The sequence below is a fragment of the Paraburkholderia sp. CNPSo 3281 genome (assembly GCF_024206515.1).
GTDB classification, from domain to species: Bacteria; Pseudomonadota; Gammaproteobacteria; order Burkholderiales; family Burkholderiaceae; genus Paraburkholderia; species Paraburkholderia nodosa.
Genome location: NZ_JAMBPS010000027.1, coordinates 1 through 22429, shown reverse-complemented (window position 1 = coordinate 22429; position 22429 = coordinate 1). Strand labels below are relative to the sequence as shown.

The window sequence follows — 22429 nt, the reverse complement described above, 5'->3', positions numbered from 1 at the left end:
GGCGTTTCCTATTGGCCGAAGCGCGCGTAGATGTCCGGCCGCGAACGCTTGAGCACGAAGGCGATCATCACGCCGATCAGCGCCACCGCGAGCACGACCCACGGGAACGCGCGCACAACGGGGCTATTGGAGCCGGCGAGCGCGTCGAGATTGCCGATCAGCACGATGCCGATGGAGAGCAGACCGCAGCCACCGAGCACCGGCGCGAGGAACGCGTGCCAGACGCGCGTATCCTTCTTCGTGGCACGGAAAAACGCCGCCACCGAGAAACTCGTGACCGCCTGCAACATGACGATGCCGATGGTGCCGAGCGCCGAGCCCCAACTGAACACGATATTGAACGGATCGCTGCCCGCGACTACGAAAAGGCCCACCGGCACAGCGACCGAAAGCGTCTGCAGATAGCTCGCGAGATACGGCGATCCGTACTTCGGATGCAGGCGGTCGAGCACTGCGGGAAGAATCCCCTCACCCGAGAGCGCGTGGATGTAACGCACGATCGTGTTGTGGAACGACAGCAGGCTCGCGAAGATGCTGGAAAGCAGCAGGAAGCTCATCGTCGTGGTCATCGCGCCGCCCAGGTACTTCGTCGACTGGATGAACCAGAAGTCGCCCGGCTGCTTCGTCGCGACGTCCGCGACGTTGCCGATGCCATAGGCACAAACAATGGCCCACGTGACGAACGCAAAGAACACGAGAATCAGCGTAACGGAGACATAAGTGGCGCGCGGCACCGTGACCTTCGGGTCGCGGCACTCCTTGCCGTAGATCGCCGTTGCCTCGAAGCCGATGAACGACGCGAGCGCGAACATCACCGCGATGCCGAGGTGGCCGCTGAAGACGTGACGCGGCGAAAACGGCGCGAGCGTGAAGCCATCCGGACCGCCATGATGAATCACGATCGCGAGGCTCAGCAGCAGCAGGATGCCGAGTTCAAGGCACATGAGCACACCGAGCAGGCGGCTGTTCAAGTCGATGCCGCGAATGCCGGTGAACTGCACGACCACGAGGCACGCGAATGAATACACGTACCACGGCAGCGAACCATGCAGCAATGGCCCGAGCACCACCGTGCAGAAGAAGCCGAACAGGCCGTACAGCGCGATCTGGATGCTCGTGTACGAGAGCAGCGCGACGAGTGCGCCGGCCATGCCAACGGGGCGGCCGAACCCCGCCGTGATATATGCGTAGAACGCGCCGGCGCGCACGATGTGGCGGCTCATCGAAGCGAAGCCCACGCTGAACACGAGCAGCACCACGCCCGCGATCACGAATGCGCCAGGAATGCCCGCGCCGTTGCCAAGGCTGATGGCGGGCGGCACCGCGCCCAGCATGCCGGTGAGCGGCGCCGCTGCGGAAATGACGAGAAAGACGATCTGCCAAAGCCCGAGCAGGCCGCGATGTGAGTCCACTGCCACGTTGTCTCCAACGAGGTGAGCGGGAGAATACGGTTCGTTCATCGTTGCCTCTGCCGGTGTCTGTTCTGGGTTCGCCATACGACACGATGAAGGACCGCGTGCCTCTGGCGCTCGACGAATCAAATATCCCGATTCGGATTGAGCGCATGGTAGGCAGCTAATAAACCCGCCGGCTTGGCGCAACGCGCCAATTACTCGATAAAGTGCGCCAGAGCTGGAGCGGGTTTTCACTTACCCGGCTTGAAGCGGTCGATATTACCTTCGGCATCCTGATTAATGCCGTGGATTGGGCATTCGTACTTCATTCAGCCTACAAACTTACGGGAAGCCATCAATTCGCTTTCACGATTTGCGCGCTAACGGGTTCGCTTGGCGCCTGCTCGGCCCCAGTTGCGCGTCGCACGCCATAGCACGGTGGCGTCGGCATAACCCACTGCGCGGGCCACGGCCGCATTGGTCATGCCCTCCTGCTCGCGCAGCACCGCCACGCTGCGCTCGCGCTCTTCGCGAATGATCTGGCGCACGGAGGTCCCGGCATCGGCGAGATGCCGCTGCAAGGAGCGGTCCGAAAGCCCGAGGTCCTTGGCGATATCGCCGACCACGAGCTTCTCGCGCGCGAGCCGGCGCGTGACGAGATCGCGCACCTGGTCCACGAGGGTATGCGGGATCGTGTCGCGCGAAATAAGGTCGGTGGCGTGGCGCTCCATCATGCGCGCCATCTGCACGTCGGCACTCTTGAGCGGCGTGTCGAGATCGTGCGGATGCATGACCACGCCGTTTGCCGGCTGCTGGAAGCGCACCGGCACGCGAAAGAGGCGCAAATAGGGCTTGAGGTCCTCGGGTGCCGCGTGCTCGAAATGAATCTCACACGGCGTCCACGCCGCGCCCCGCACCTGGCGAATCATGTGGCACATGGCGGATACGCTGTACTCGGCGTCCTGGCGGCGCGGCCAGATCTGCGCATGCGCGATGCGATAGCTCCACATCGGCCATGCGTTGTCGCTCACGAGATCGACGGCCGTCGCGCTTTGCCACGAGCCGAGCGTATCGGTGAACTTGCGGATTGCGGCACCGAGCGTGGGCGACGACATGAACACGAGGCCAGCCGGCCCCAGTTCCGTGAGCTGCAATTCGGTGCCTAAACGCAGGCCGAGAAAGGGTTCGTCGAGCATCTGCGCCGCGCGTTCGAACGCGCCCACGTAACGCCCCAGCGCCACGATTTCATAGGGGTTGGAAAGCTGCCGGCGACTCAGACCGAACTCGGCCAGCAATGCATCGCAGTCCGCACCAGCAGCGTCGAGTGCACGCACGATGGGACCCATCACGGCACCGCGAATCATTGGGAAACCGCTATTGACAGGCACTCTTTTCATGTCTCTCTCCATTAGGGCCTGTATGTGCCGACGTTTTAATCATCGATCGTCTCTGGCGCACTCTATCGCCCCTTTGGCGCGTTTTGCAAGCGCGAAAAAAATACGGCGTTTCTACGATTGACCCATCGACATCGCGTGAGACGAATGCGGATTCTTCAAACCGTCCCATGCCCTGTTGCGCCCAACGTCATCCTTACGAAATGCTTATGAACACGAATCCGAATGCGCATCCGCTCGACCCGTTGAGCCTCGCCGAAATGCAGCTTGCCTGTGACATCGTGAAAGCCGCGGAGCAACTCGATGAATATGGGCGCTTTCCTGTCACCGAATTGCGCGAGCCGCCCAAGGCGGAAGTGCTCGCGTACAAGCATGGCGATTACTACTCGCGCCGCGCCTTCGTCATCGCAATCGATCGCACCCGCATCCAGACGCTCGAATTCGTCGTGGACCTGCGCGAGAAGAAAGTGGAATCGCGCAAGGCGCTCGCCTTGCAAAGCGCGCCCTATGGCCAACCGCCCGTGATGATCGAAGACTTCATGAATGCGGAGCGCATCGTCAAGGAAGACGCCACATGGCGCAAGGCCGTGAAAAAGCGCGGCCTTACCGAAGACGAACTCGAGCGCGTGCAGGTCGACCCGTTCTCCGCGGGCGCATTCGACCGCCCGAACGAGAATGGTCGCCGCCTCGTGCGCTGCGTGAGCTACTACCGCGAGTCCCTGACCGACAATGGTTACGCGCACCCCATCGAAGGCGTCGTCGCCGTGGTGGACCTGCTCGCGCACAAGGTGATCGAGCTGATCGACGACGGCCGCATCATCCCCATTCCGCGCGCAAAGCATAACTACGACACGCCGAGCCTCGGCGCGCCTCGCGCCACCGTCAAGCCGCTCTCCATCAGCCAGCCCGAAGGCCCGAGCTTCACGATAGACGGCTGGCAGGTTAGTTGGCAGAACTGGAAATTCCGCGTGGGCTTCACGCCGCGCGAAGGGCTCGTGCTGCACCAGATCACGTGGGACGACGGCAAGAGCGCGCCGCGCCCGATCGTCTACCGCGCGAGCGTGACCGAGATGTGCGTGCCCTACTCGGACCCCACGACGAACCACTACTGGAAAAGCGCATTCGATGCGGGCGAATACGGACTCGGCAAGCTCGCGAACCAGCTCGAACTCGGCTGCGATTGCCTCGGCACGATCCGCTATTTCGACATTCCGTCCGCCGACGACTTCGGCAACGGCTTCACGATGAAGAATGCGGTGTGCCTGCACGAAGAAGATTACGGCACGCTCTGGAAACACTACGAGTTCCGCACCGGCGTGTTCGAGATGCGCCGCTCGCGCCGGCTCGTGATCTCGTTCTTCGCGACGGTGGGCAATTACGACTACGGCTTTTACTGGTACTTCTATCAGGACGGCACGATCCAGCTCGAATGCAAGCTCACGGGCATCATCCAGACCTCGGCGGTGGCGGACGGCGACACGTATCCGTGGGGCGGCATGGTCACCGAAAACCTGGGCGGCCCGACGCATCAGCACTTCTTCAACGCGCGCCTGCACATGATGGTGGATGGCGAGAAGAACTCCGTCACCGAGCATGAATTCACGCCGCGCGCGATGGGTGCCGAGAATCCGTACGGCAACGTATTCGATACGAGCAAGCGCGTGCTCAAGACCGAGCAGGAAGCGGCGCGTAACGCCAACGGTCAAACCGGGCGTTTCTGGAAAGTCGTGAACCCGAACGTGAAAAACCGCGTGGGTGCGAATCCGGGCTACAAGCTCATCATCAACGACTCGCCGCTCATGCTCGCCGATCCCAACTCGAAAGTGCGCCAGCGCGGCGGCTTTGCCACACGCCACGTGTGGGTCACGCCGTACGACGCGACGCAGCGCTACGCGAGCGGCGACTATCCGAACCAGCACGCGGGCGGCGACGGCCTGCCGCGCTATATCGAGGCGAACCGCAACGTGGAGAACGAGGACATCGTGCTGTGGCACAGCTTCGGCCACACGCACGTGTGCAAGCCCGAGGATTTCCCCGTGATGCCGGTGGAGTATGCGGGCTTCATGCTCAAGCCCAACAACTTCTTCTATGGCAATCCCGCGATGGACCTGCCGGGCGGGCGCGATCCGCATAGCGTGCAGGACGATGCAAATGCGCCCGAAGCAAAATCGTGCTGCCGCAGCAAGCAGTGAGCACGCGATGATGCCGCGCGAGCGCCGCCTTGCTGTGATGCACGCGGGACGTCCGCTGTGTGTCTGGGCGTCGATCACAGGCGGCGCGAGCGCGCTTGCTGGAGGCGTCATGATCGCGGCGATGCAGGCCGGCGCGCCGTTTGCCGCATTCGCCGCGAGCGCGCTTGCCTTGCTTGCGATGGCGCTGATCCCAGGCACGCTTGCTCGCTGCATCGCGACGCGTGCCACCGTGCCGATCGCGAGCGCACTCGTCCTCACGATCGCGGCAATGAGCGCCGGCGCGCGCGCAGGTGCAACGCTCGCGCAGACGCCGCTCATCCTGGGCGGCATCGCCCTGATCGCCGCTGCGTGTGCGCACTTGCGGTGCGCGCGTGATGGCGCGGCACGATCGATGCATACGCACGCAACGGCGCCAGTGTGGCACAACGGCATACTGCTCACCGCACCCGCGCTGCTTGCGGGCCTATCGAGCGGCGTGCTCGCGCGCTTCCAGTTTTTTGCGCTCTGCGGTGGCGCTCCGATATCCGTGACGCAGGTAGTGACGTCGCTCGCCGTGGTGAGTCTCGCAGGCTGGCTCGCCGATCGCGTCGATTACCGGCGCGCGCTGCTCGTGCTCTTCGTATTGCGCGGCTCGCTGCTCGCCTCGCTCACGTTCGATTGTCTCGCGCCGTGGGCTGCGCTCGCTGCCCCCGCATTCGCCGTGCTCGATTACCTGACGCTCCCCACGCTCATGCGCGGCGGCCGAGCGTCTCGCGCGTCGGGTGCCGGCTGCCCCGGCCTCGCGCATCACGCAGGCATGCTTGCAGGCGCGGCGCTCGCCACCACGTCATGGGGCTTTGGACAAGGCTTTTACGCGCTGTTCCTCGTTGGCGGCGCGCTCAATCTTGCATGTGCATACGCATTCGCGACGCCACGCCGATTCCCTACGCACGCGCCCTACGCTGCTTCAGCCGCACTCGCTGCGGGCAGCACAATCGACTTACGCTGAAACAATCACCGAAGAAACGTTCGCATTGCTACTTAAATCAGGAGACCGTATGGACCGCCATGACTTCACGCACACGATCCGCACACAGATGTTCGTCGACGGCCGTTTTTGCGAAAGCGGCAACGGCCGCACGTTTGCCGTATTCAATCCCGCCACGGGCGCGGAGATCGCCCAGGTGCCCGACGCCAGCGACGCCGACATCGACGCCGCCGTCACCGCCGCGCGCCGCGCTTTCGAAGCCGACACGTGGCGGTGCATGCCGCCCGCCGCGCGCGAGCGCCTGCTGCTCAAACTCGCCGACCTCGTCGAGCAGCACGGCGACGAACTCGCCGCGCTCGAAACGCTCAACCAGGGCAAGCTGCTAGGCTTCTCCAAGATGCTCGAAGTGGGCGGCAGCGTGCAATGGCTGCGCTATATGGCCGGCTGGGCCACCAAGATCGAGGGCAGCACCGTAGATCTCTCGCTCGCGTTCCCACCCGGCGTGCGCTACAACGCCTCCACGCGGCGCGTGCCCGCGGGCGTGGTCGCCGCGATCGTGCCGTGGAATTTTCCGCTGCTGATGGCGGTCTGGAAAATTGCGCCCGCGCTCGCCTGCGGCTGCACCGTGGTGCTCAAGCCCGCCGAGGAAACGCCGCTCACCGCCATACGCCTTGCCGAACTCGCGCACGAAGCCGGCTTTCCACCGGGCGTGTTCAATGTCGTCACGGGCCAGGGCGAAACGGCGGGCGCGGCGCTCGTTCGCCATGCGCAGGTGGACAAAGTCACCTTCACGGGGTCGACCGAAGTGGGCCGCATCATCGGCAAGCAATGCGCGAGCGACCTCAAGCGCGTGTCGCTGGAGCTGGGCGGCAAGAGCCCCGTGATCGTGCTCGACGACTGCGATCCGCAGCGTGCGATCGAAGGCGCGGCCGGCGCGATCTTCTTCAATCACGGCCAGGTCTGTACGGCAGGCTCGCGCCTGTATCTGCCGCGAGCGCGTTTTGATGAGATCGTCGACGGCATCGCACACGTTGCGCGCGCAACCGTGCTCGGTTCGGGTTTCGATGCGGCCACGCAAATGGGCCCGCTCGTTTCGGCGCGTCATCGCGCCAAGGTCGCCGGCATGATCGCGCAGGGACGCGCCGAAGGCGGCGAGATCGTGGCGGGCGGCGGCGACGGCAATCGACCCGGCTTCTTCATCGAGCCAACGGTGATTTCGAACGCGGCCAACAAGCCGCTTACCGTCGTACGCGAAGAGGTGTTCGGGCCGGTGCTCGTCGCCATGCCGTATGACGATGTCGAGGAGGCCGTCGCGGCGGCGAATGCTTCGGAGTACGGTCTGGGCGCGAGCGTCTGGACCAACCAGCTCGACCGCGCGCTGCGCGTAGTAGACGGCGTGCAGGCGGGCACCGTATGGGTGAACACGCACAACATGGTCGATCCGGCACTCCCCTTCGGCGGCTTCAAGGCCTCGGGCATCGGCCGCGAGCACGGCCGGGCGATCATCGACGCGTACACGGAGACGAAATCCGTCTGCATCGCCTACTGAGCGCCGCAATGCAGCATTGTTAATCGAAATGGAATGATGAAATCCGGCGGCACACAACGATCGCCGCCATGGTTTCGTCCATGATCGAGCCCGTTCTCACCACTCACGAGAAGGACTCCGATCATGAACGCATCCACGAACTCGTGCGGCGTCGCCATCGTCACGGGCGCCTCGCGCGGCATCGGCGCCGCCATTGCCGAACGTCTCACACGCGACGGTTGCGCCGTCGTCATCAACTATGCATCGCGCAGCGCCGAAGCCGAGGCGCTCGTCGCGAAGATCGCGGCGGGCGGCGGGCGCGCCGTCGCCGTGCAAGCGAACATCGCGAAGGCCGGGGACGTGCGCCGCCTCTTCGAGACCACCGCCGAAGCGCTGGGCCAACCCACGCTGCTCGTGAACAACGCGGGCATCATGAAGACGGTCACGGTGGCCGATTCGACCGACGCGATCTACGACGAAACCTTCGACATCAACGTGCGCGGCACGCTCAACACGCTGCGCGAAGCGGCGACGAAGCTCGCGGACGGTGGCCGCGTGATCAACTTTTCCACCTCCGTGCTCGCGATGAATCTGCCCGGCTACGCGCTCTATACGGCAAGCAAGGCGGCCGTGGAGACGATCACGCGCGTGTTCGCACGCGAGTTGCGCGGACGCTCCATCTGCGTGAACGCGGTTGCGCCAGGGCCGGTGGCGACAGAACTGTTCCTCAGCGGCAAAAGCGAAGAGCAGGTCCAGCATTTCGCGAACATGCCGCCGCTGCAGCGCCTCGGGCAACCCGACGACATTGCGGGTGTCGTGTCATTCCTCGCGGGCCCGGACGGCGGCTGGGTCAACGGCCAGGTGCTGCGCGCGAACGGCGGCATCGTCTGACACGCCGCCCGGCGCGGGTTCGCGGCAGAACCCGGGCAGCACGTGGTCTGAGGGCAAGCCGCCGTGGCGTGAAACCGCCGGTCACGGCCGGTGCTACACTCCGTGCTCGAAAACGGTAGAAAGACAGAGCCGGCGACATGGCGCGCCGGCTCATATTGCGCCCTCAACCACTCCAGACCATGTATTTGTCCATCTTCGCCGTCGGCATTGGCGGCGCGCTCGGTTCGCTGCTGCGCTGGGTGCTCGGGATACGCCTGAATGCCCTCTACCCTGAGCTGCCGCTCGGCACGCTTGCGTCGAACATCATCGCGGGCTATGTGATCGGCGTTGCGGTCGCATACTTCGGGCGCATGCCCCAGCTCTCCGCCGAGTGGCGCCTCTTCGTCATTACCGGCCTCATGGGCGGCCTCTCCACGTTCTCGACCTTCTCAGCCGAAGTCGTGTCGCATCTGCAGCACGGACGTTTCGGCTGGGCTGCGGGCGAGATTGCCATTCACGTGTGCGCCTCGGTCGTCATGACGATCCTTGGCATCGCAACGGTCTCGGCACTGATTCGTTGATCTGCAACGAAAACGGCCGCGTTCGCCATTCGCGAAACGCGGCCGCATGGGTGAGGCGACGGGAAGATCAGGCAGGACGCTGATAACCGCCCGGCAAACCGTTCTTCGAAAACACCCACTGCCACAGCTGAATGTCGCGCGCACGGAACGCCCCGGCACACGAAAGCAGGTAGTAACGCCACATGCGGTAGAACCGCTCGCCCATCTGCGCCTTGAAACGCGGCCACGCGGCCTCGAAATTCGCGTGCCACGCCATGAGCGTGCGGTCGTAGTCGGCGCCGAAGTTATGCAGGTCTTCGGTCACGAAGAGACCGCCCGAAGCGTCGGCGATCTGGCCAATGGTCGGCAACTCGCCGTTCGGGAAGATGTATTTGTCGACCCACGGATCGGGCGTGGTGTCGCGGCGGTTCTTTCCGATCGTATGCAGTACGAACAGCCCGTCGTCAACAAGACAGCGCTGCGCAACTTCCATATAGGTGCGATAGTTCTTCGGGCCCACGTGCTCGAACATGCCCACGCTCGCAATGCGGTCGAACTTCTCGTCGAGCAGCCGATAGTCCTGCAGGCGGAATTCAACCGGCAGATCCTTGCAGCGCTCAGCGCCGAGCGCGGCCTGCTCCTTCGAGATCGTCACGCCCACGCACGACACGCCATAGTGTTCGGCCGCGAACTTCATGAGGCTACCCCACCCGCACCCGATGTCGAGCAGACGCATGCCGGGCTTCAGGCCCAGCTTGCGGCAGATGAGATCGAGCTTGGCATCCTGCGCCTCGTCGAGCGTCTTCGCGCCGCCCGACCAGTAGCCGCAGGTATAGGCCATGTTCCTGTCGAGCATCGCCTCGTAGAATTCGTTGCCGATATCGTAGTGCTGCTGGCCCACCTTCCATGCCCGGCGCACGGTCTGGCGATTCATGAGGCGCGCCTTGAGCGCGTGGAAGACGAGACGGGAGGGATCGATCTGGTCATCTAGATGCGCGCGCAACACATGTGCGAAGAATTCGTCGAGCTGCTCGCAGTCCCACTGGCCGTCCATGTAGGCCTCGCCGAGGCCCAGGTTGCCTAGCGCCAGCACGCGCTCAGGCACCTGCGGATCGTGGATGCGCATGTCCCACGGCCGGGTGCCGTTGAACTTCACGTCAGCGCGCGCCAATAGCTGGGCTGTAAACCGCCAGGCCCCCGAAACGGTGGCCTCACGAACGGGTTGAGCTGCTTCGAGATCAGTCGTTGCCATACGTGCTCCATGCGGCTGGAGTCGGGTCCTTGGTACCTTGCTCCGATGCCATTCAAGAGGTTGCTTTCAAGACATTCGTCGTCGCGCGCGCTGCGAGAAACTCTATGATGCACCTACTTCAAAAAACGTGCAGGAACACGCACAGGCCATATGGGGCGGGCCACAATCGCAAACTCGACCCAAACCCATCGCCCCGGCGCGAGCAAACGGCGCGCCCGAACTGGAGAGACTGACCATGGCCTACGACGACAAAAACATCTTCGCGCGCATCCTGCGCGGCGAAGCACCCTGCATCAAGGTGTACGAGGACGACGCGACGCTCGCGATCATGGACGTCATGCCGCAATCCGAAGGCCACCTGCTCGTGCTGCCGAAGGAAGGCGCCGAGTTCATCTACGACCTTTCGCTGGAAGCCGGCGCCGCCGCGATGGCGACGGTGCAGAAGATGGCGGTTGCGATGCGCAAGGTGCTTGCGCCCGAAGGCCTGTTGATCGCGCAGTTCAACGGTGCCGCCGCCGGGCAGACCGTACCGCACGTGCACTTTCACCTGATTCCGCGCCGCGCGGGCGAAGAACTGCGCCCGCATGCGCGTGACATGGCCGACATGGCGCAACTCGAAGCGCTGGCCGCGCGCATTCGCGCCGCACTGTAAGCGATATGTAAATGCTGGCGTGGGCTGCGCTTAAGTTTCAAATGCCGTCGAACTGAACGAATTCGTCGAGCGGTACGCGAGCCGAGCGCCACTGGTTGATGGGCGCGTCCGGGTCTTCGTGACCGATCGCCATGCCGCAGAACACCATGCGTTCGCGCGGCAAGGCGAGAAACTCGCCAACGCTCTGCGCGTAGCGCGCCCAGCATTCCTGCGCGCAGCTATGCAGGCCGGCTTCGCGCAGGAGCAGCATCACCGTCTGCAGGAACATGCCAAGGTCGGCCCATTGCGGCGGCCCCATCTGACGATCCACGCTGCAAAAGAGTGCGAGCGGCGCGTCGAAAAACGCGTAGTTGCGCGCGAATTGCTGTAGCCTGCCTGGCCGGTCCTCGCGCGCGACGTCGATGCTGCGGTAAAGATCCTCGCCCACCTGATAACGACGCTCGCGATACGGCGAACCCAGTTCGCGCGGATACACGTCGTACTCCATCTGCTCGCCCGCGGGCGCCTGCGCAATACGATTGGCCATGATCGACCTGAGCTTCGTAAGCGATTCGCCGCCCACGATATGAACATGCCATGGCTGCAGATTGCCGCCCGAGGGCGCGCGCGCAGCGGTATCGAGCACGCGGCGAATGACGACGGGGTCCACCGGATCGGGCAGAAACTGACGCACGGACTTGCGGCTGGTGACGGCTTCGCTGACCTTCAAGCAGATTCTCCTCGGGCGATCGACGAAGCATTATCGGCGATCCCCCGCACGGCTGCCGACGCTCGCCGCATAGGTCCGTGCTGGCGTCAGAACTTGTGACGGATCCCCACTACGACGAGCGCCTGATTGTCGGCACCCGAACTCACACCGAAGTCGCCGATCGATGCCTGCGCAACGACACTCGTACCCTGCGCGTCGAGCGTGTGGCCACTCGCCTTCTGGTAGCCGGCGAGCGCGTAGAGATCGGTGCGTTTGGAGAGCGAGTAATCGCTGCCGAGGTTCACCTGGTTGTAGTGTGCGGACGACGGCCCCGTGAGCGATGTGTAGTTGTAGCCCGCGCCCGCGCGCAGCGCCGGTGTGATCTGGTAGTTCAGGAACGCCGAGCCGCTGTTGAATTTTGCGGTTTGGTGGAAGGTTGAGTACGCATCGTTTGCGTATTGCGTGTTCGAGTAGGCCAGCCCGAAGCTCAATGCACCCACCGTATAGCTGCCACCGGCGCGCACGATCTGGATGGAGCTCGCGCTTGCGAAGCCCTGATTGATGACCGTGTTGAAGAGACTATCCGAGCTGCTCGTCCAGGTGCGCACGCCGGAAGTGAGCGTGCTGCCACCGTTGGCGAAGAAATAGCCGGCCGCGAGCGAGAGCGGCCCGTTCGAGTAGGCGGCGCCGAGGCTGTACGTCTGGCCGCTGCCGGCCGCGCCGGCCACGCCGCCGAAGCCGTACAGCGCCTCGAACTGCAGGCCTGCGACGAGCGGGCTCGCGTACTTGACCGAGTTGCTTACGCGCAGGCTGTTGTCGTAGTTGTCGAGGTCGCCGGGCGTGCCGAATACGCCGCCGAACGGACCGTCGGCGGTGAGCGGCTGCACGAGATCGACGAGCGGATCGTACTGGCGGCCGAGCGTGAGCGTACCCCACGTCGTACTGGCGAGACCGACGATCGCCTTGCGCCCGAATTCGCGGCTGCCCTGCCCGAGCGCGCCGGTGCCTACGTTGAGGCCGTTTTCGAGCTGGAAGATGGCGGCAAGTCCGTTGCCGAGATCCTCGGTGCCGCGCAAGCCCCAGCGGCTGCCCGAGAGATTGCCGCTGCTCAGCTTGACGAGCGTGGACTGGTTCAGGCCGTTCGCGCCCTGGGCGTTGTGCACGTAGGCCAGGCCGGCATCGACGATGCCGTACAGCGTGACGCTGCTTTGTGCGTGGGCGCTCGTGGCAATGGTGGCGCCCGATGCGGCGAAGGCGAGCGCGAGAGCGGCGGTTAGCGGGCGGCGTGTGAGAGAGGCATTTTTGTTGTTCATGCGGGGCGTTCCGTTGCGTGTGGTGATTGTCGCTACGCGGTCCTTGCGAGGCGGCTGCAAGGCCGGTGCGGCAACGTTACGGAACGCCCGGCAAGCGGGGAACGAACGATTTCTGAGTTGCTTAGGGGGTGCGGCGGACTTTGCAAAGCGCAGATCGTGCCAGACGCGGCGTGAGCGCTTTCCTCCGGCGCGCGGAGTCTGCTATAATTCGCCTCCCGCCGGAGAGATGGATGAGCGGTTTAAGTCGCACGCCTGGAAAGCGTGTATAGGTTAATAGCCTATCGGGGGTTCGAATCCCCCTCTCTCCGCCAGAACAGAACGCCGAAACCCCGTAAGCTCAATGACTTACGGGGTTTTTGTTTTTCAAGCCCGTCAAATAGTCCGCCCGAGAGGGAATAACGTGCGCGAGCCACGTCCAAGCACCCTCAATTACACCCACTCACAGTGCAATACTTGTTGTACACGAGCCCTTTCCCGTCCATCCCCGAGATCGTTCGCGTGCCATTGCCGTAGTTCGTGATCGTCTCGGTCCACGTCGACCCGTCGGCGGCCTGCCCTGTGATAAACGTCGTGTCGCCGATGGATGCACCGGTCTGCTCCCAGGCCTCGCCCGGCAGCTTCTGCTGATACCCGTTGACCGTAGACGTGTTGCCGAAGCGCTGCACCGTGTACGAATTGCCCGATTCGTCGACGCAGTTCTGGAAGGCATCGTTGCCCCAGCACTTGGCAAAAGCGGCGGGCGCCGCAAAGGCGCCGAAAACGATGAGGCTGAGTGCAATGCGCTTCAATGACTTCCCCGAGAAAACGCCCTTTTTCTGGCTCGATTCACCGCGAGTCCCAGACCGGCGGCGCGAAATTGTACCGTAGCCGCCAAGGCGATCTATCGGATGCGCCGGATGCGCTGCATCGCACGCTCCCGCTAGTTATCGGACAAAAAACGGATGACTTGATGGGCGAAAAGAGAACCGCAGCGCTGCTAGTCGTTAAGCACTCGACGCTAAAAGGAACGCCGAATCGACCAGATCAGTCAGCAGAAAAGGACGTCGGGCCGTGGCCCGACGTCGAACTCCCGCGTACTGCTTCGAGGACCGGCGCGGGAACGAGAGGACTTCAGTATCTCCTCGCCCGCCCGTTTTTTAGGTGCTCGAGCGCACACCCGCAATCAGGTCCCTGCCCTCACGGGTGGCGGATATAGTCCACCAGCGCGAGCGTATACGCGTCCGGCTTGCGATCGAGCAGACTCACGCCGATCGCCACGAGAAAGCCCGCGGGCACACCGAACACGCCCGAGCTGATAGGTTCGATGCCGAACCATCGCGGGCCCGCGAAGCCCGTGAGCTGCGTGAAGAACGGGTACGTCGAGACGATGTAGTAGACGCACACGGTCAGCCCCGCAATCATGCCCGCCACGGCGCCAAATCGCGTCGTGCGCTTCCAGAACACGCCGAGCACGAGCACGGGAAAAAGACTCGACGCCGCCAGCGAAAACGCCGCCCCCACCAGAAACAGAATATTGCCCGCGTTGAGCGACGCCACATACGAGGCGAACAGCGCCACGCCGAGCAGCAGGATCTTCGACATCGTCACGCGCCGCTGGCTCGACGCGCTCGGATCGACCATGTGGTAGTACACGTCGTGCGAGAGCACGTTCGAGATCGTGAGCAGCAGACCGTCCGCAGTCGAGAGCGCGGCCGCGAGCGCACCCGAGGCGATGAGCCCCGACATCACGTACGGCAGCCCCGCAATTTCCGGGGCGGCGAGCACAACCATGTCGGGCTGCATCTGGATGTCGCTCCAGCGCACGACGCCGTCGCCGTTCACATCCGCAATGCTGATGAGGTACGGCTCGACGCGCCGCCACTGCATGACCCAATGTGGCAGATCGTCGAAGCGTTGCCCAACCAGATGCGTGAGGATCTCGAACTTGATCAGCACCGCGAGCACCGGCACGGTCAAATAGAAGAGCGCGACGAAAAAGAGCGTCCAGCCCACCGAGCGCCGCGCCGAGGCCACCGAGGTCGTCGTGTTGTAGCGCGTGAGGATGTGCGGCAGGCTCGCCGTGCCAAGCGAAAGGCACAAGAGCAGCGAAAGGAAGTTGCGTTGATGAATGCGCCGCTCGGCATCGTCGGCGGCGGGAAACGGTTCGTTCATCGGCACGGGCGGCGCGGCGCGCTCGAGCAGGTCGTCGCGCTGGTGCGTCCACACCATGCGCGCGGCGTCCACGTCGCGCGGGAAGGCGTTGAGCTCGCGCTCCAGTGAATCGATATCGCGCAGCGGACCATTGTGGCGGCGCAGGTCCGCGAGCGATTCGACGAGATGCGTCTTCTCCGCGACGTACGACTGCGGCAGCGTGTCGAGGCGCGTCTGCCATTGCGCCGCGCGCTCGCGGTAGGCGTCGCGCACGGTGGCTTCGGCACTCGCGCCGCGCACGTCGTGCTCGAGTGCTTCCACGCGCTGCATCACGTTGCCGTATTCGATTTGCGGCAGCCAGCCCAGGCCGTCGCGGTGCGCGATCAGCGAGACCGGAATCAGGATGGCCGCGATGAGAATGATGTATTGCGCGACCTGCGTCCACGTCACGGCGCGCATGCCGCCGAGGAACGAACAGACGAGGATGCCCGCCAGCCCGCAGAAAATGCCGATGGCGAAATCCACGCCGATGAACCGCGTGGCGATCAGCCCCACGCCCTGGATCTGCGCGACGAGATAGACGAACGAGCAGAGGATGGTCGCGAGCACGGCGAGCGCACGCACGAGGTTGCTCGAGAAGCGCGTGCCGAGGAAGTCGGGAATCGTGTAGCGCGCGAGCTTGCGCACATACGGTGCGAGCAGGAAGGCAACGAGGCAATAACCGCCCGTCCAGCCCATCAGGTAAGCGAGGCCGTCGTAACCGCTCGCGTAGAGCGAACCCGCAAGGCCGATGAACGACGCGGCGGAAAGCCAGTCGGCGGCCGTCGCCATGCCGTTGAAAAACGAGGGCACGCGCCGCCCTGCCACATAGTATTCGACGAGGTCCGAGGTGCGCGAAAGCAGCCCGATCACCGCATAGACCGCGATCGGCACGAACAGGAACACATAGCCGATCCACATGCCGGGGCCGGTGGAAAGCTCGATCCGCCACATCACGTAGACGAAGGCGAGAAAGCCGAGCGTGTACAGCGCGTAGGAGCGAATGAGCCGGTGCGCAAGCCTCATCGTTGCTGTGCCTTGCTGGCTTCGCGAATGGCGACGTCGGCTTCGAGCGCGGCTTGCAGCACGCGGTCGGCGCGCTGCATCAGCACGATGTAGATCGTGACGAGCAGCACGTAGAGCAGGATCGCGCCCTGTGCGCCGAGGTAGAACGGCAGGCTGAAGCCCGCGAAGCGCAGGTCGGCGAGCTGCCGCGCAAAGAGCGGCGCGACGAACGAGACGAGGAAGCCGATCGTCATCAGCACGGCGATCAGCGCGAGATTGAAACGCCAGTAGCGCCGATGCGCGCGCGCCATCGCCTCGCTCACCGGGGGTGGCTCGGGCAATGGATTGAGATTGTTCTGCGGGGTAGTGTGTGGCGCGGCCATGCGCCTGTGTAGCAAAAACGCGTATGGCCGGCAATCCGGGGCAATGCGGGGATCGATGCGGTGCGCGGCGCCAGCCAAGGCGCCGCGCCAACCTCGGCGTTTAGAGCGATTCGCCGAGCTGGTCCAGAATCGCCGGGTTTTCCAGCGTGGAAACGTCCTGCGTGATCGCCTCGCCCTTGGCCAGCGAGCGCAGCAGACGGCGCATGATCTTGCCCGAGCGCGTCTTCGGCAGGTTCTCGCCGAAGCGGATGTCACGGGGCTTGGCGATCGGCCCGATCTCCTTGCCCACCCAGGCGCGCAGATCGTTGGCGAGCTTCACGGCCTCGTCGCCCTGCGGCCGCGTGGCCTTGAGCACCACGAACGCCACCACGGCTTCGCCGGTGGTGTCGTCGGGTCGGCCCACCACGGCGGCTTCGGCCACGAGCGGGTTCGCCACCAGCGCCGACTCGATCTCCATCGTGCCGAGGCGGTGGCCCGAAACGTTCAGCACGTCGTCGATACGGCCCATGATCGTGAAGTAGCCCGTGTCCTTGTCGCGCACGCTGCCGTCGCCGGCCAGATACAGCTTGCCGCCCAGTTCTTCGGGGAAGTAGCCCGACTTGTAGCGATCCGGGTTACCCCACACATTGCGGATCATCGCGGGCCACGGACGCTTCACGACGAGAATGCCACCCTGCCCGTTCGGCACGTCCTGGCCGGTTTCGTCGACGATCGCCGCCATGATGCCCGGCAACGGCAGCGTGCACGAACCCGGCACGAGCGGCGTCGCGCCCGGCAGCGGCGTGATCATGTGGCCGCCGGTTTCGGTCTGCCACCAGGTGTCGACGATCGGGCAGCGCTTGCCGCCCACGTTTTCGTAGTACCACATCCACGCTTCGGGATTGATCGGCTCGCCGACCGTGCCGAGAATGCGCAGCGAAGAAAGGTCGTAGCTCTTCGGGTGCACCTTCGCGTCGGCTTCGGACATCTTGATGAGCGAGCGGATCGCCGTCGGCGCGGTATAGAACACCGTGACCTTGTGTTTGGCGATCATGTCCCAGAAGCGGCCGGCGTTCGGGTACGTGGGCACGCCTTCGAACACGACCTGGGTCGCGCCGATCGTGAGCGGGCCATAGGCGATATAGCTGTGGCCCGTGATCCAGCCGATGTCGGCCGTGCACCAGAACACGTCCGAGGGCTTGTGATCGAAGGTCCACTTCATCGTTTGCGCGGCCCACAGCAGGTAGCCGCCCGTGCTGTGCTGCACGCCCTTCGGTTTGCCCGTCGAGCCCGACGTGTAGAGGATGAAGAGCGGGTGCTCCGCGCCCACCGGCACCGGCGCGCACGTATCGCTCTCGGCCGCCGAAAGCTCGTGCATCCACTGGTCGCGGCCTTCGTGCCATGCGACCTTCCCGCCCGTGCGCTTGTAGACGATCACGCTGTGCACCGCTTCGCAGCCGCCCATGGCGAGCGCTTCGTCGGCAATGTTCTTCAGCGGCAGCGCCTTGCCGCCGCGCATCTGTTCGTCGGCGGTGATGAGCGCGACCGCGCCCACGTCGACCATGCGTTCGTTGAGCGACTTCGACGAAAAGCCGCCGAACACGACCGAGTGCGTCGCGCCAATGCGCGCGCAAGCCTGCATGGCGACCACGCCTTCGACCGACATCGGCATGTAGATGACCACGCGGTTGCCCTTCTTCACGCCGCGTTTCTTCAGCGCATTGGCGAAGCGCGACACGCGCGCGAGCAGGTCTTTGTAGGTGACGTTCGTGACGGTGCCGTCGTCGGCTTCGAAGACGATCGCGACGCGCTCGCCATTGCCCGCTTCGACGTGGCGGTCGAGGCTGTTGTACGAGGCATTGAGTTCGCCGTCCTCGAACCACGTGTAGAACGGCGCCTTCGATTCGTCGAGCACCTTCGTGAAGGGCTTTTGCCAACTCAGGGTTTCGCGCGCGAGGCGCGCCCAGAAGCCTTCGTAATCGCGTTCGGCTTCGGCGACGAGCGCCTTGTATGCGTCCATGCCGGACACCGTGGCGCCAGCCACCGTTTGCTCGGAAGGCGCAAAGACGCGGCGTTCCTGAAGAACCGATTCAATCGCAGACATCGACAACCCCTTGGTGAAGATGAAACGTCAAACTCGTGGACACGCATGAGCATCTTCAATGCCCATGCGCGCCGTCTCCGTGCGCCGCCGCCCGCTTGCGGGCACGGCGCTATTGGCTTGCGCCGGGAGCCACCATTGTGGCATCCCGGCATGCATGGGCGCGCAATACAGGCACGATCGTGCGCGATCTTCGCAAACCACCCATGCCGGCAAGATTAAGCGTAGCAACTTACCGTCCACTTACGCGCGCACACGCAGACAATGCAAGCGGCGCGCCATGGCACACAAGTAAGCAGACATTTAGAATGCTAACTGAACTGCGCACCCGGATTCCAGCTTGAATCGCTATTCCCTGTTTCTCATTGCCTCGATGCTGCTCGTGGGCAGCAACGTCGGCATCGGCAAGTCGATCGTCGCCTTCATTCCCGTTCCACTCTTCGCGCTGCTGCGCTTCGTGATCGCCGTCGCGGTGCTCGGCCCGCTCCTGCGTCGCTCCAAAATGCAACAGGTGAAGCGCGGCGAATGGATCAATCTGTTCCTCCAGGCGCTGTTTGGGACATTCGGGTTTACGCTGCTGATGCTCGGCGGCGTGCATCGCACGAGCGCGGTCGCGGCCGGCGTCATCACGAGCACGATCCCCGCCGTGGTCGCCCTCGTCTCCTGGCTCTTCCTGCGCGAGCGCCCCGACGCGCGCGCGCTCGCTTCCATCGTGCTCGCCATTGCGGGCATCGCGGTCATTAATCTCGCCCACGTGGGCGGCAGTGGCGACAGCGGCGCCAGTTCGTTGATCGGCAACCTGATGGTGCTCGGCGCGGTGTGCTGCGAATCGCTCTATGTGATCCTTTCGCGCCGTCTCACCCAAACGCTGGCGCCGCTCGACATCTGCGCATACACACACCTGTTCGGGCTTCTGCTGATGCTGCCCATCGGGCTGCCCGGCGCACTGTCGTTCGATTTCGCGAGCGTCCCTGCGGGCATCTGGTGGCTCGCGCTCTGGTACGGGCTTTCGGCGAGCGTGTTCTCGTTCTGTCTCTGGATGATGGGCATCCGCCACGTGCCGGGCAGCATCGCCGGCGTGTTCACGGCCGTGCTGCCGGTAGCCGCGGCCGTGTACGGCATCGCGTTCCTCGGCGAGCGCCCCACGCCCGCGCACGGCATTGCGCTCGCCTGCGTGGTGGCCGGCATCGGGCTCGCGAGCCTCAAGATAAGGCGTCTGCCGCCGGTGGCCTCGTGACCATTCCGTAATGAGGTTGAAAGTATCGGGGCGCGGGCAGCGCTGCCGGAATCCCGGCGAGCCCTTTGTGCGACGCTGTACAATAGCGCCCGCCCCGGCCCCTCGCGCGCGCCTTCTGGCCCTAACCAGACGAGTGCGCTCAGGCAGCCCCACTTGGGCAGCCCCACTTGGGCAGCCCCACTTGGGCAGCCCCGCTTTGGCAGCCCCACCCGATTTCGTCACCGTGATTGCCCATGTCCGCCGCACGCCCCCAGCCGCCTTCCGCCGCCGCACCGGGTAAAGCCCGTCGCCGCATGCGCCCGCTGCCCAGCATCATCTTCATGAGCCGCTGGCTGCAGGTGCCGCTCTATCTGGGCCTGATCGTCGCGCAAGCGGTGTACTGCGTGCTGTTCCTCAAGGAGGTCTGGCACCTCGTGAGCCACGCCACCACGCTCGACGAAACCAGCATCATGCTGGCCGTGCTCGGCCTGATCGACGTGGTGATGATCTCGAACCTGCTCATCATGGTGATCGTGGGCGGCTACGAGACCTTCGTCTCGCGCCTGAATCTCGAAGGCCATCCCGACGAGCCCGAATGGCTCGACCACGTGAACGCCGGCGTGCTCAAGGTGAAGCTCGCCATGGCGCTCATCAGCATTTCGTCGATCCACCTGCTCAAGACCTTCATCAATCCCGACGCCGCTTCGGCGCATACGGTGATGTGGCAGGTGATCATCCACGTGGCGTTCCTCGCTTCCGCGCTCGTAATGGCGTGGATCGACCGCATCACCACGCATACGCACCCCGAACACTATCAGGAGCTCGCCGCCCGCCATCCGGCGCCGGGCGGGCCCGCCGCTGCGCGTCGCGCGGTTCCCGAGCACGCCGAGTCCGACTGAACCGCGCACACGGCAGACATTATTCAAAACACCCGTCCCCACAGAAGCTAGCCATGACCGTCATCAAACAGGAAGACCTCATCCAGAGCATTGCGGATTCGCTGCAATACATCAGCTACTACCATCCGCAGGACTACATCGAGGCGCTCGGCCGCGCCTACGAACTCGAAGAGAGCCCGGCCGCGAAAGACGCAATCGCGCAGATCCTCACGAACAGCCGCATGTGCGCCGAGGGCCGCCGCCCGATCTGCCAGGACACCGGCATCGTCACGATCTTCGTGAAGGTCGGCATGGACGTGCGTTGGGACGGCGCCACGATGGGCGTGACCGACATGATCAACGAAGGCGTGCGCCGCGGTTACCTGAACCCGGACAATGTGCTGCGCGCCTCGATCGTGAGCCCGCCCGAAGGCGGCCGCAAGAACACGAAGGACAACACGCCGGCCGTGATCCACTACGAGATCGTGCCGGGCGACAAGGTCGACGTGCAGGTTGCAGCCAAAGGCGGCGGCTCGGAGAACAAGTCGAAGTTCGTGATGCTGAACCCGTCCGACTCGATCGTCGACTGGGTGCTCAAGACCGTGCCGACGATGGGCGCGGGCTGGTGCCCGCCGGGCATGCTCGGCATCGGCATCGGCGGCACCGCTGAGAAGGCGATGCTGATGGCGAAGGAATCGCTCATGGAGTCGATCGACATCCAGGAGATCATCAAGCGCGGTCCGAAGGACTGGGTCGAAGAACTGCGCGTCGAACTGCACGAGAAGGTCAACGCGCTCGGCATCGGCGCACAGGGTCTGGGCGGTCTCGCCACCGTGCTCGACGTCAAGATCATGGCCACGGCCACGCACGCGGCTTCGAAGCCCGTCGCGATGATCCCGAACTGCGCCGCCACGCGCCACGCGCACTTCGTGCTCGACGGGTCGGGGCCGGCCAGGCTCGAAGCGCCCTCGCTCGACGCATGGCCGAAGGTCAACTGGGAACCGAACACGGAAACGAGCAAGCGCGTCGACCTCAACACGCTCACGCCGGAAGAAGTCGCTTCGTGGAAGCCTGGCCAGACGCTCTTGCTTTCGGGCAAGATGCTCACGGGCCGCGACGCCGCGCACAAGCGCATCGCCGACATGCTCGCGAAGGGCGAGAAGCTGCCGGTGGACTTCAAGAACCGCGTGATCTACTACGTCGGCCCGGTCGATCCGGTACGCGACGAAGTGGTCGGCCCGGCAGGTCCCACCACGGCCACGCGCATGGACAAGTTCACGGAGCTGATGCTCTCGCAAACGGGCCTCATCTCGATGGTCGGCAAGGCTGAGCGCGGCCCGGTCGCCATTGAGGCGATCAAGAAGCACAAGGCGGCTTACCTGATGGCGGTGGGCGGCGCGGCTTACCTCGTGTCGAAGGCGATCCGCGGCTCGAAGGTCCTCGCGTTCGAAGACCTCGGCATGGAAGCCATCTACGAGTTCGACGTGCAGGACATGCCGGTGACGGTCGCAGTCGATTCGTCGGGCACCTCGGTTCACAAGACCGGCCCCGCCGAATGGCAGGCGAAGATCGGCAAGATTCCGGTCGCCACGGTTTGATGCCTGCCTGATGCCTGTTTAAAAACCGGGGCCGCGCGCCCCAATGCTCTCAACTTAAGCCCCGGAAGTGCTTGTAAACGAACCGTGGGACCTGTAAACTTCACACCATAACTTCCTGATAAATCAACGATATGAACTCAAATACCGGCGTCTTCCCGCCTTCTGGCTGAGTTCTCCGATTTCCTGTTCGATCCGGCGCTCGCCGAGCGCGTGCGCCGCACCCCCACCGCCTTTACCCGCAATCGCACACTGACGTTGCCGCGCATGGCCGCGATGATGATGTCCGCCAT

18 protein-coding genes and 1 tRNA gene are annotated in these 22429 nt (G+C 64.3%); 10 read left to right on the top strand and 9 right to left on the bottom strand.

Features of this window, described 5'->3' with window-relative positions; genetic code table 11:
• Nucleotides 1-8: 8 nt before the first annotated feature.
• Both M3I56_RS23835 and M3I56_RS23830 read right to left on the bottom strand, forming a co-directional pair.
• Nucleotides 9-1418, bottom strand: a complete 1410-nt coding sequence (locus M3I56_RS23835) for an APC family permease (RefSeq protein WP_254356103.1) — start codon at nucleotides 1416-1418, stop codon at nucleotides 9-11.
• Nucleotides 1419-1774: 356 nt separating this feature from the next.
• Nucleotides 1775-2791: an AraC family transcriptional regulator gene (locus tag M3I56_RS23830; protein ID WP_254356102.1), complete on the bottom strand. Its 1017-nt coding sequence runs from the start codon at nucleotides 2789-2791 to the stop codon at nucleotides 1775-1777.
• A gap of 206 nt (nucleotides 2792-2997) precedes the next feature.
• Between M3I56_RS23830 and M3I56_RS23825 the strand changes: the two genes are divergently transcribed.
• The 5 genes from M3I56_RS23825 (at nucleotide 2998) to crcB (ending at nucleotide 8926) form a co-directional block, all read left to right on the top strand.
• Complete coding sequence (locus M3I56_RS23825; protein ID WP_254356101.1) at nucleotides 2998-4980, top strand: primary-amine oxidase; 1983 nt, start codon at nucleotides 2998-3000, stop codon at nucleotides 4978-4980.
• Nucleotides 4940-5968: a hypothetical protein gene (locus M3I56_RS23820; RefSeq protein WP_254356100.1), complete on the top strand. Its 1029-nt coding sequence runs from the start codon at nucleotides 4940-4942 to the stop codon at nucleotides 5966-5968. The genes M3I56_RS23825 and M3I56_RS23820 overlap by 41 nt, the downstream gene beginning before the upstream one ends.
• A gap of 49 nt (nucleotides 5969-6017) precedes the next feature.
• On the top strand, nucleotides 6018-7496 hold the full coding sequence (styD, locus tag M3I56_RS23815) for a phenylacetaldehyde dehydrogenase StyD (protein ID WP_254341634.1): 1479 nt from the start codon (nucleotides 6018-6020) through the stop codon (nucleotides 7494-7496).
• Nucleotides 7497-7619: 123 nt separating this feature from the next.
• A complete protein-coding gene (locus M3I56_RS23810; RefSeq protein WP_254356099.1) occupies nucleotides 7620-8366 on the top strand; it encodes an SDR family oxidoreductase in 747 nt (248 codons plus the stop codon).
• Between the two features lie 179 nt (nucleotides 8367-8545).
• Nucleotides 8546-8926 carry a fluoride efflux transporter CrcB gene (gene crcB / locus M3I56_RS23805; RefSeq protein ID WP_028208288.1) on the top strand — a complete coding sequence of 127 codons (381 nt, stop codon included), beginning with the start codon at nucleotides 8546-8548 and terminating at the stop codon, nucleotides 8924-8926.
• A 67-nt stretch (nucleotides 8927-8993) separates the two neighbouring features.
• Here the strand turns inward: crcB and cfa are convergent, their stop codons facing one another.
• Nucleotides 8994-10157, bottom strand: coding sequence for a cyclopropane fatty acyl phospholipid synthase (gene cfa / locus M3I56_RS23800; RefSeq protein WP_254356098.1), 1164 nt, complete (start codon nucleotides 10155-10157; stop codon nucleotides 8994-8996).
• A gap of 235 nt (nucleotides 10158-10392) precedes the next feature.
• Between cfa and M3I56_RS23795 the strand changes: the two genes are divergently transcribed.
• The gene (locus M3I56_RS23795; RefSeq protein WP_254356097.1) at nucleotides 10393-10809 is read left to right on the top strand and encodes an HIT family protein; all 417 of its coding nucleotides are present in this window, start codon (nucleotides 10393-10395) and stop codon (nucleotides 10807-10809) included.
• Nucleotides 10810-10846: 37 nt separating this feature from the next.
• Here M3I56_RS23795 and M3I56_RS23790 read toward each other — a convergent pair whose 3' ends face one another.
• Both M3I56_RS23790 and M3I56_RS23785 read right to left on the bottom strand, forming a co-directional pair.
• Nucleotides 10847-11518 carry a nitroreductase gene (locus M3I56_RS23790; protein WP_254356096.1) on the bottom strand — a complete coding sequence of 224 codons (672 nt, stop codon included), beginning with the start codon at nucleotides 11516-11518 and terminating at the stop codon, nucleotides 10847-10849.
• Nucleotides 11519-11604: 86 nt separating this feature from the next.
• Nucleotides 11605-12810, bottom strand: coding sequence for a porin (locus tag M3I56_RS23785; RefSeq protein WP_254356095.1), 1206 nt, complete (start codon nucleotides 12808-12810; stop codon nucleotides 11605-11607).
• Between the two features lie 220 nt (nucleotides 12811-13030).
• Between M3I56_RS23785 and M3I56_RS23780 the strand changes: the two genes are divergently transcribed.
• Nucleotides 13031-13121, top strand: a tRNA-Ser gene (locus M3I56_RS23780).
• Between the two features lie 114 nt (nucleotides 13122-13235).
• Here the strand turns inward: M3I56_RS23780 and M3I56_RS23775 are convergent.
• From M3I56_RS23775 to acs, 4 genes are all read right to left on the bottom strand, one after another.
• Entirely contained in the window at nucleotides 13236-13598 is a 363-nt protein-coding gene (locus M3I56_RS23775; RefSeq protein WP_254356094.1) for a hypothetical protein, read from the bottom strand.
• 388 nt (nucleotides 13599-13986) lie between these two features.
• Nucleotides 13987-16005, bottom strand: a complete 2019-nt coding sequence (locus M3I56_RS23770; protein ID WP_254356093.1) for a sodium:solute symporter family protein — start codon at nucleotides 16003-16005, stop codon at nucleotides 13987-13989.
• Nucleotides 16002-16367: a DUF4212 domain-containing protein gene (locus M3I56_RS23765; protein ID WP_254356092.1), complete on the bottom strand. Its 366-nt coding sequence runs from the start codon at nucleotides 16365-16367 to the stop codon at nucleotides 16002-16004. The genes M3I56_RS23770 and M3I56_RS23765 overlap by 4 nt, the downstream gene beginning before the upstream one ends.
• A gap of 100 nt (nucleotides 16368-16467) precedes the next feature.
• Nucleotides 16468-18450: an acetate--CoA ligase gene (acs, locus tag M3I56_RS23760; protein ID WP_254356091.1), complete on the bottom strand. Its 1983-nt coding sequence runs from the start codon at nucleotides 18448-18450 to the stop codon at nucleotides 16468-16470.
• Nucleotides 18451-18787: 337 nt separating this feature from the next.
• Between acs and M3I56_RS23755 the strand changes: the two genes are divergently transcribed.
• The 3 genes from M3I56_RS23755 (at nucleotide 18788) to M3I56_RS23745 (ending at nucleotide 22139) form a co-directional block, all read left to right on the top strand.
• A complete protein-coding gene (locus M3I56_RS23755; RefSeq protein WP_254356090.1) occupies nucleotides 18788-19684 on the top strand; it encodes a DMT family transporter in 897 nt (298 codons plus the stop codon).
• A 233-nt stretch (nucleotides 19685-19917) separates the two neighbouring features.
• Entirely contained in the window at nucleotides 19918-20562 is a 645-nt protein-coding gene (locus tag M3I56_RS23750; RefSeq protein WP_028208416.1) for a TIGR00645 family protein, read from the top strand.
• Nucleotides 20563-20615: 53 nt separating this feature from the next.
• Nucleotides 20616-22139, top strand: coding sequence for a fumarate hydratase (locus M3I56_RS23745; RefSeq protein ID WP_254356089.1), 1524 nt, complete (start codon nucleotides 20616-20618; stop codon nucleotides 22137-22139).
• The last annotated feature ends 290 nt before the right edge of the window (nucleotides 22140-22429 follow it).

Excerpts from the sequence above, each read along its gene's own strand:
- M3I56_RS23830 (WP_254356102.1), bottom strand. The coding sequence starts at position 2,791 with ATGAAAAGAGTGCCTGTCAATAGCGGTTTCCCAATGATTCGCGGTGCC.
- M3I56_RS23825 (WP_254356101.1), top strand. The coding sequence starts at position 2,998 with ATGAACACGAATCCGAATGCGCATCCGCTCGACCCGTTGAGCCTCGCC.
- M3I56_RS23820 (WP_254356100.1), top strand. The coding sequence starts at position 4,940 with ATGCGCCCGAAGCAAAATCGTGCTGCCGCAGCAAGCAGTGAGCACGCG.
- styD (WP_254341634.1), top strand. The coding sequence starts at position 6,018 with ATGGACCGCCATGACTTCACGCACACGATCCGCACACAGATGTTCGTC.
- M3I56_RS23810 (WP_254356099.1), top strand. The coding sequence starts at position 7,620 with ATGAACGCATCCACGAACTCGTGCGGCGTCGCCATCGTCACGGGCGCC.
- crcB (WP_028208288.1), top strand. The coding sequence starts at position 8,546 with ATGTATTTGTCCATCTTCGCCGTCGGCATTGGCGGCGCGCTCGGTTCG.
- cfa (WP_254356098.1), bottom strand. The coding sequence starts at position 10,157 with ATGGCAACGACTGATCTCGAAGCAGCTCAACCCGTTCGTGAGGCCACC.
- M3I56_RS23795 (WP_254356097.1), top strand. The coding sequence starts at position 10,393 with ATGGCCTACGACGACAAAAACATCTTCGCGCGCATCCTGCGCGGCGAA.
- M3I56_RS23785 (WP_254356095.1), bottom strand. The coding sequence starts at position 12,810 with ATGAACAACAAAAATGCCTCTCTCACACGCCGCCCGCTAACCGCCGCT.
- M3I56_RS23770 (WP_254356093.1), bottom strand. The coding sequence starts at position 16,005 with ATGAGGCTTGCGCACCGGCTCATTCGCTCCTACGCGCTGTACACGCTC.
- M3I56_RS23765 (WP_254356092.1), bottom strand. The coding sequence starts at position 16,367 with ATGGCCGCGCCACACACTACCCCGCAGAACAATCTCAATCCATTGCCC.
- acs (WP_254356091.1), bottom strand. The coding sequence starts at position 18,450 with ATGTCTGCGATTGAATCGGTTCTTCAGGAACGCCGCGTCTTTGCGCCT.
- M3I56_RS23750 (WP_028208416.1), top strand. The coding sequence starts at position 19,918 with ATGTCCGCCGCACGCCCCCAGCCGCCTTCCGCCGCCGCACCGGGTAAA.
- M3I56_RS23745 (WP_254356089.1), top strand. The coding sequence starts at position 20,616 with ATGACCGTCATCAAACAGGAAGACCTCATCCAGAGCATTGCGGATTCG.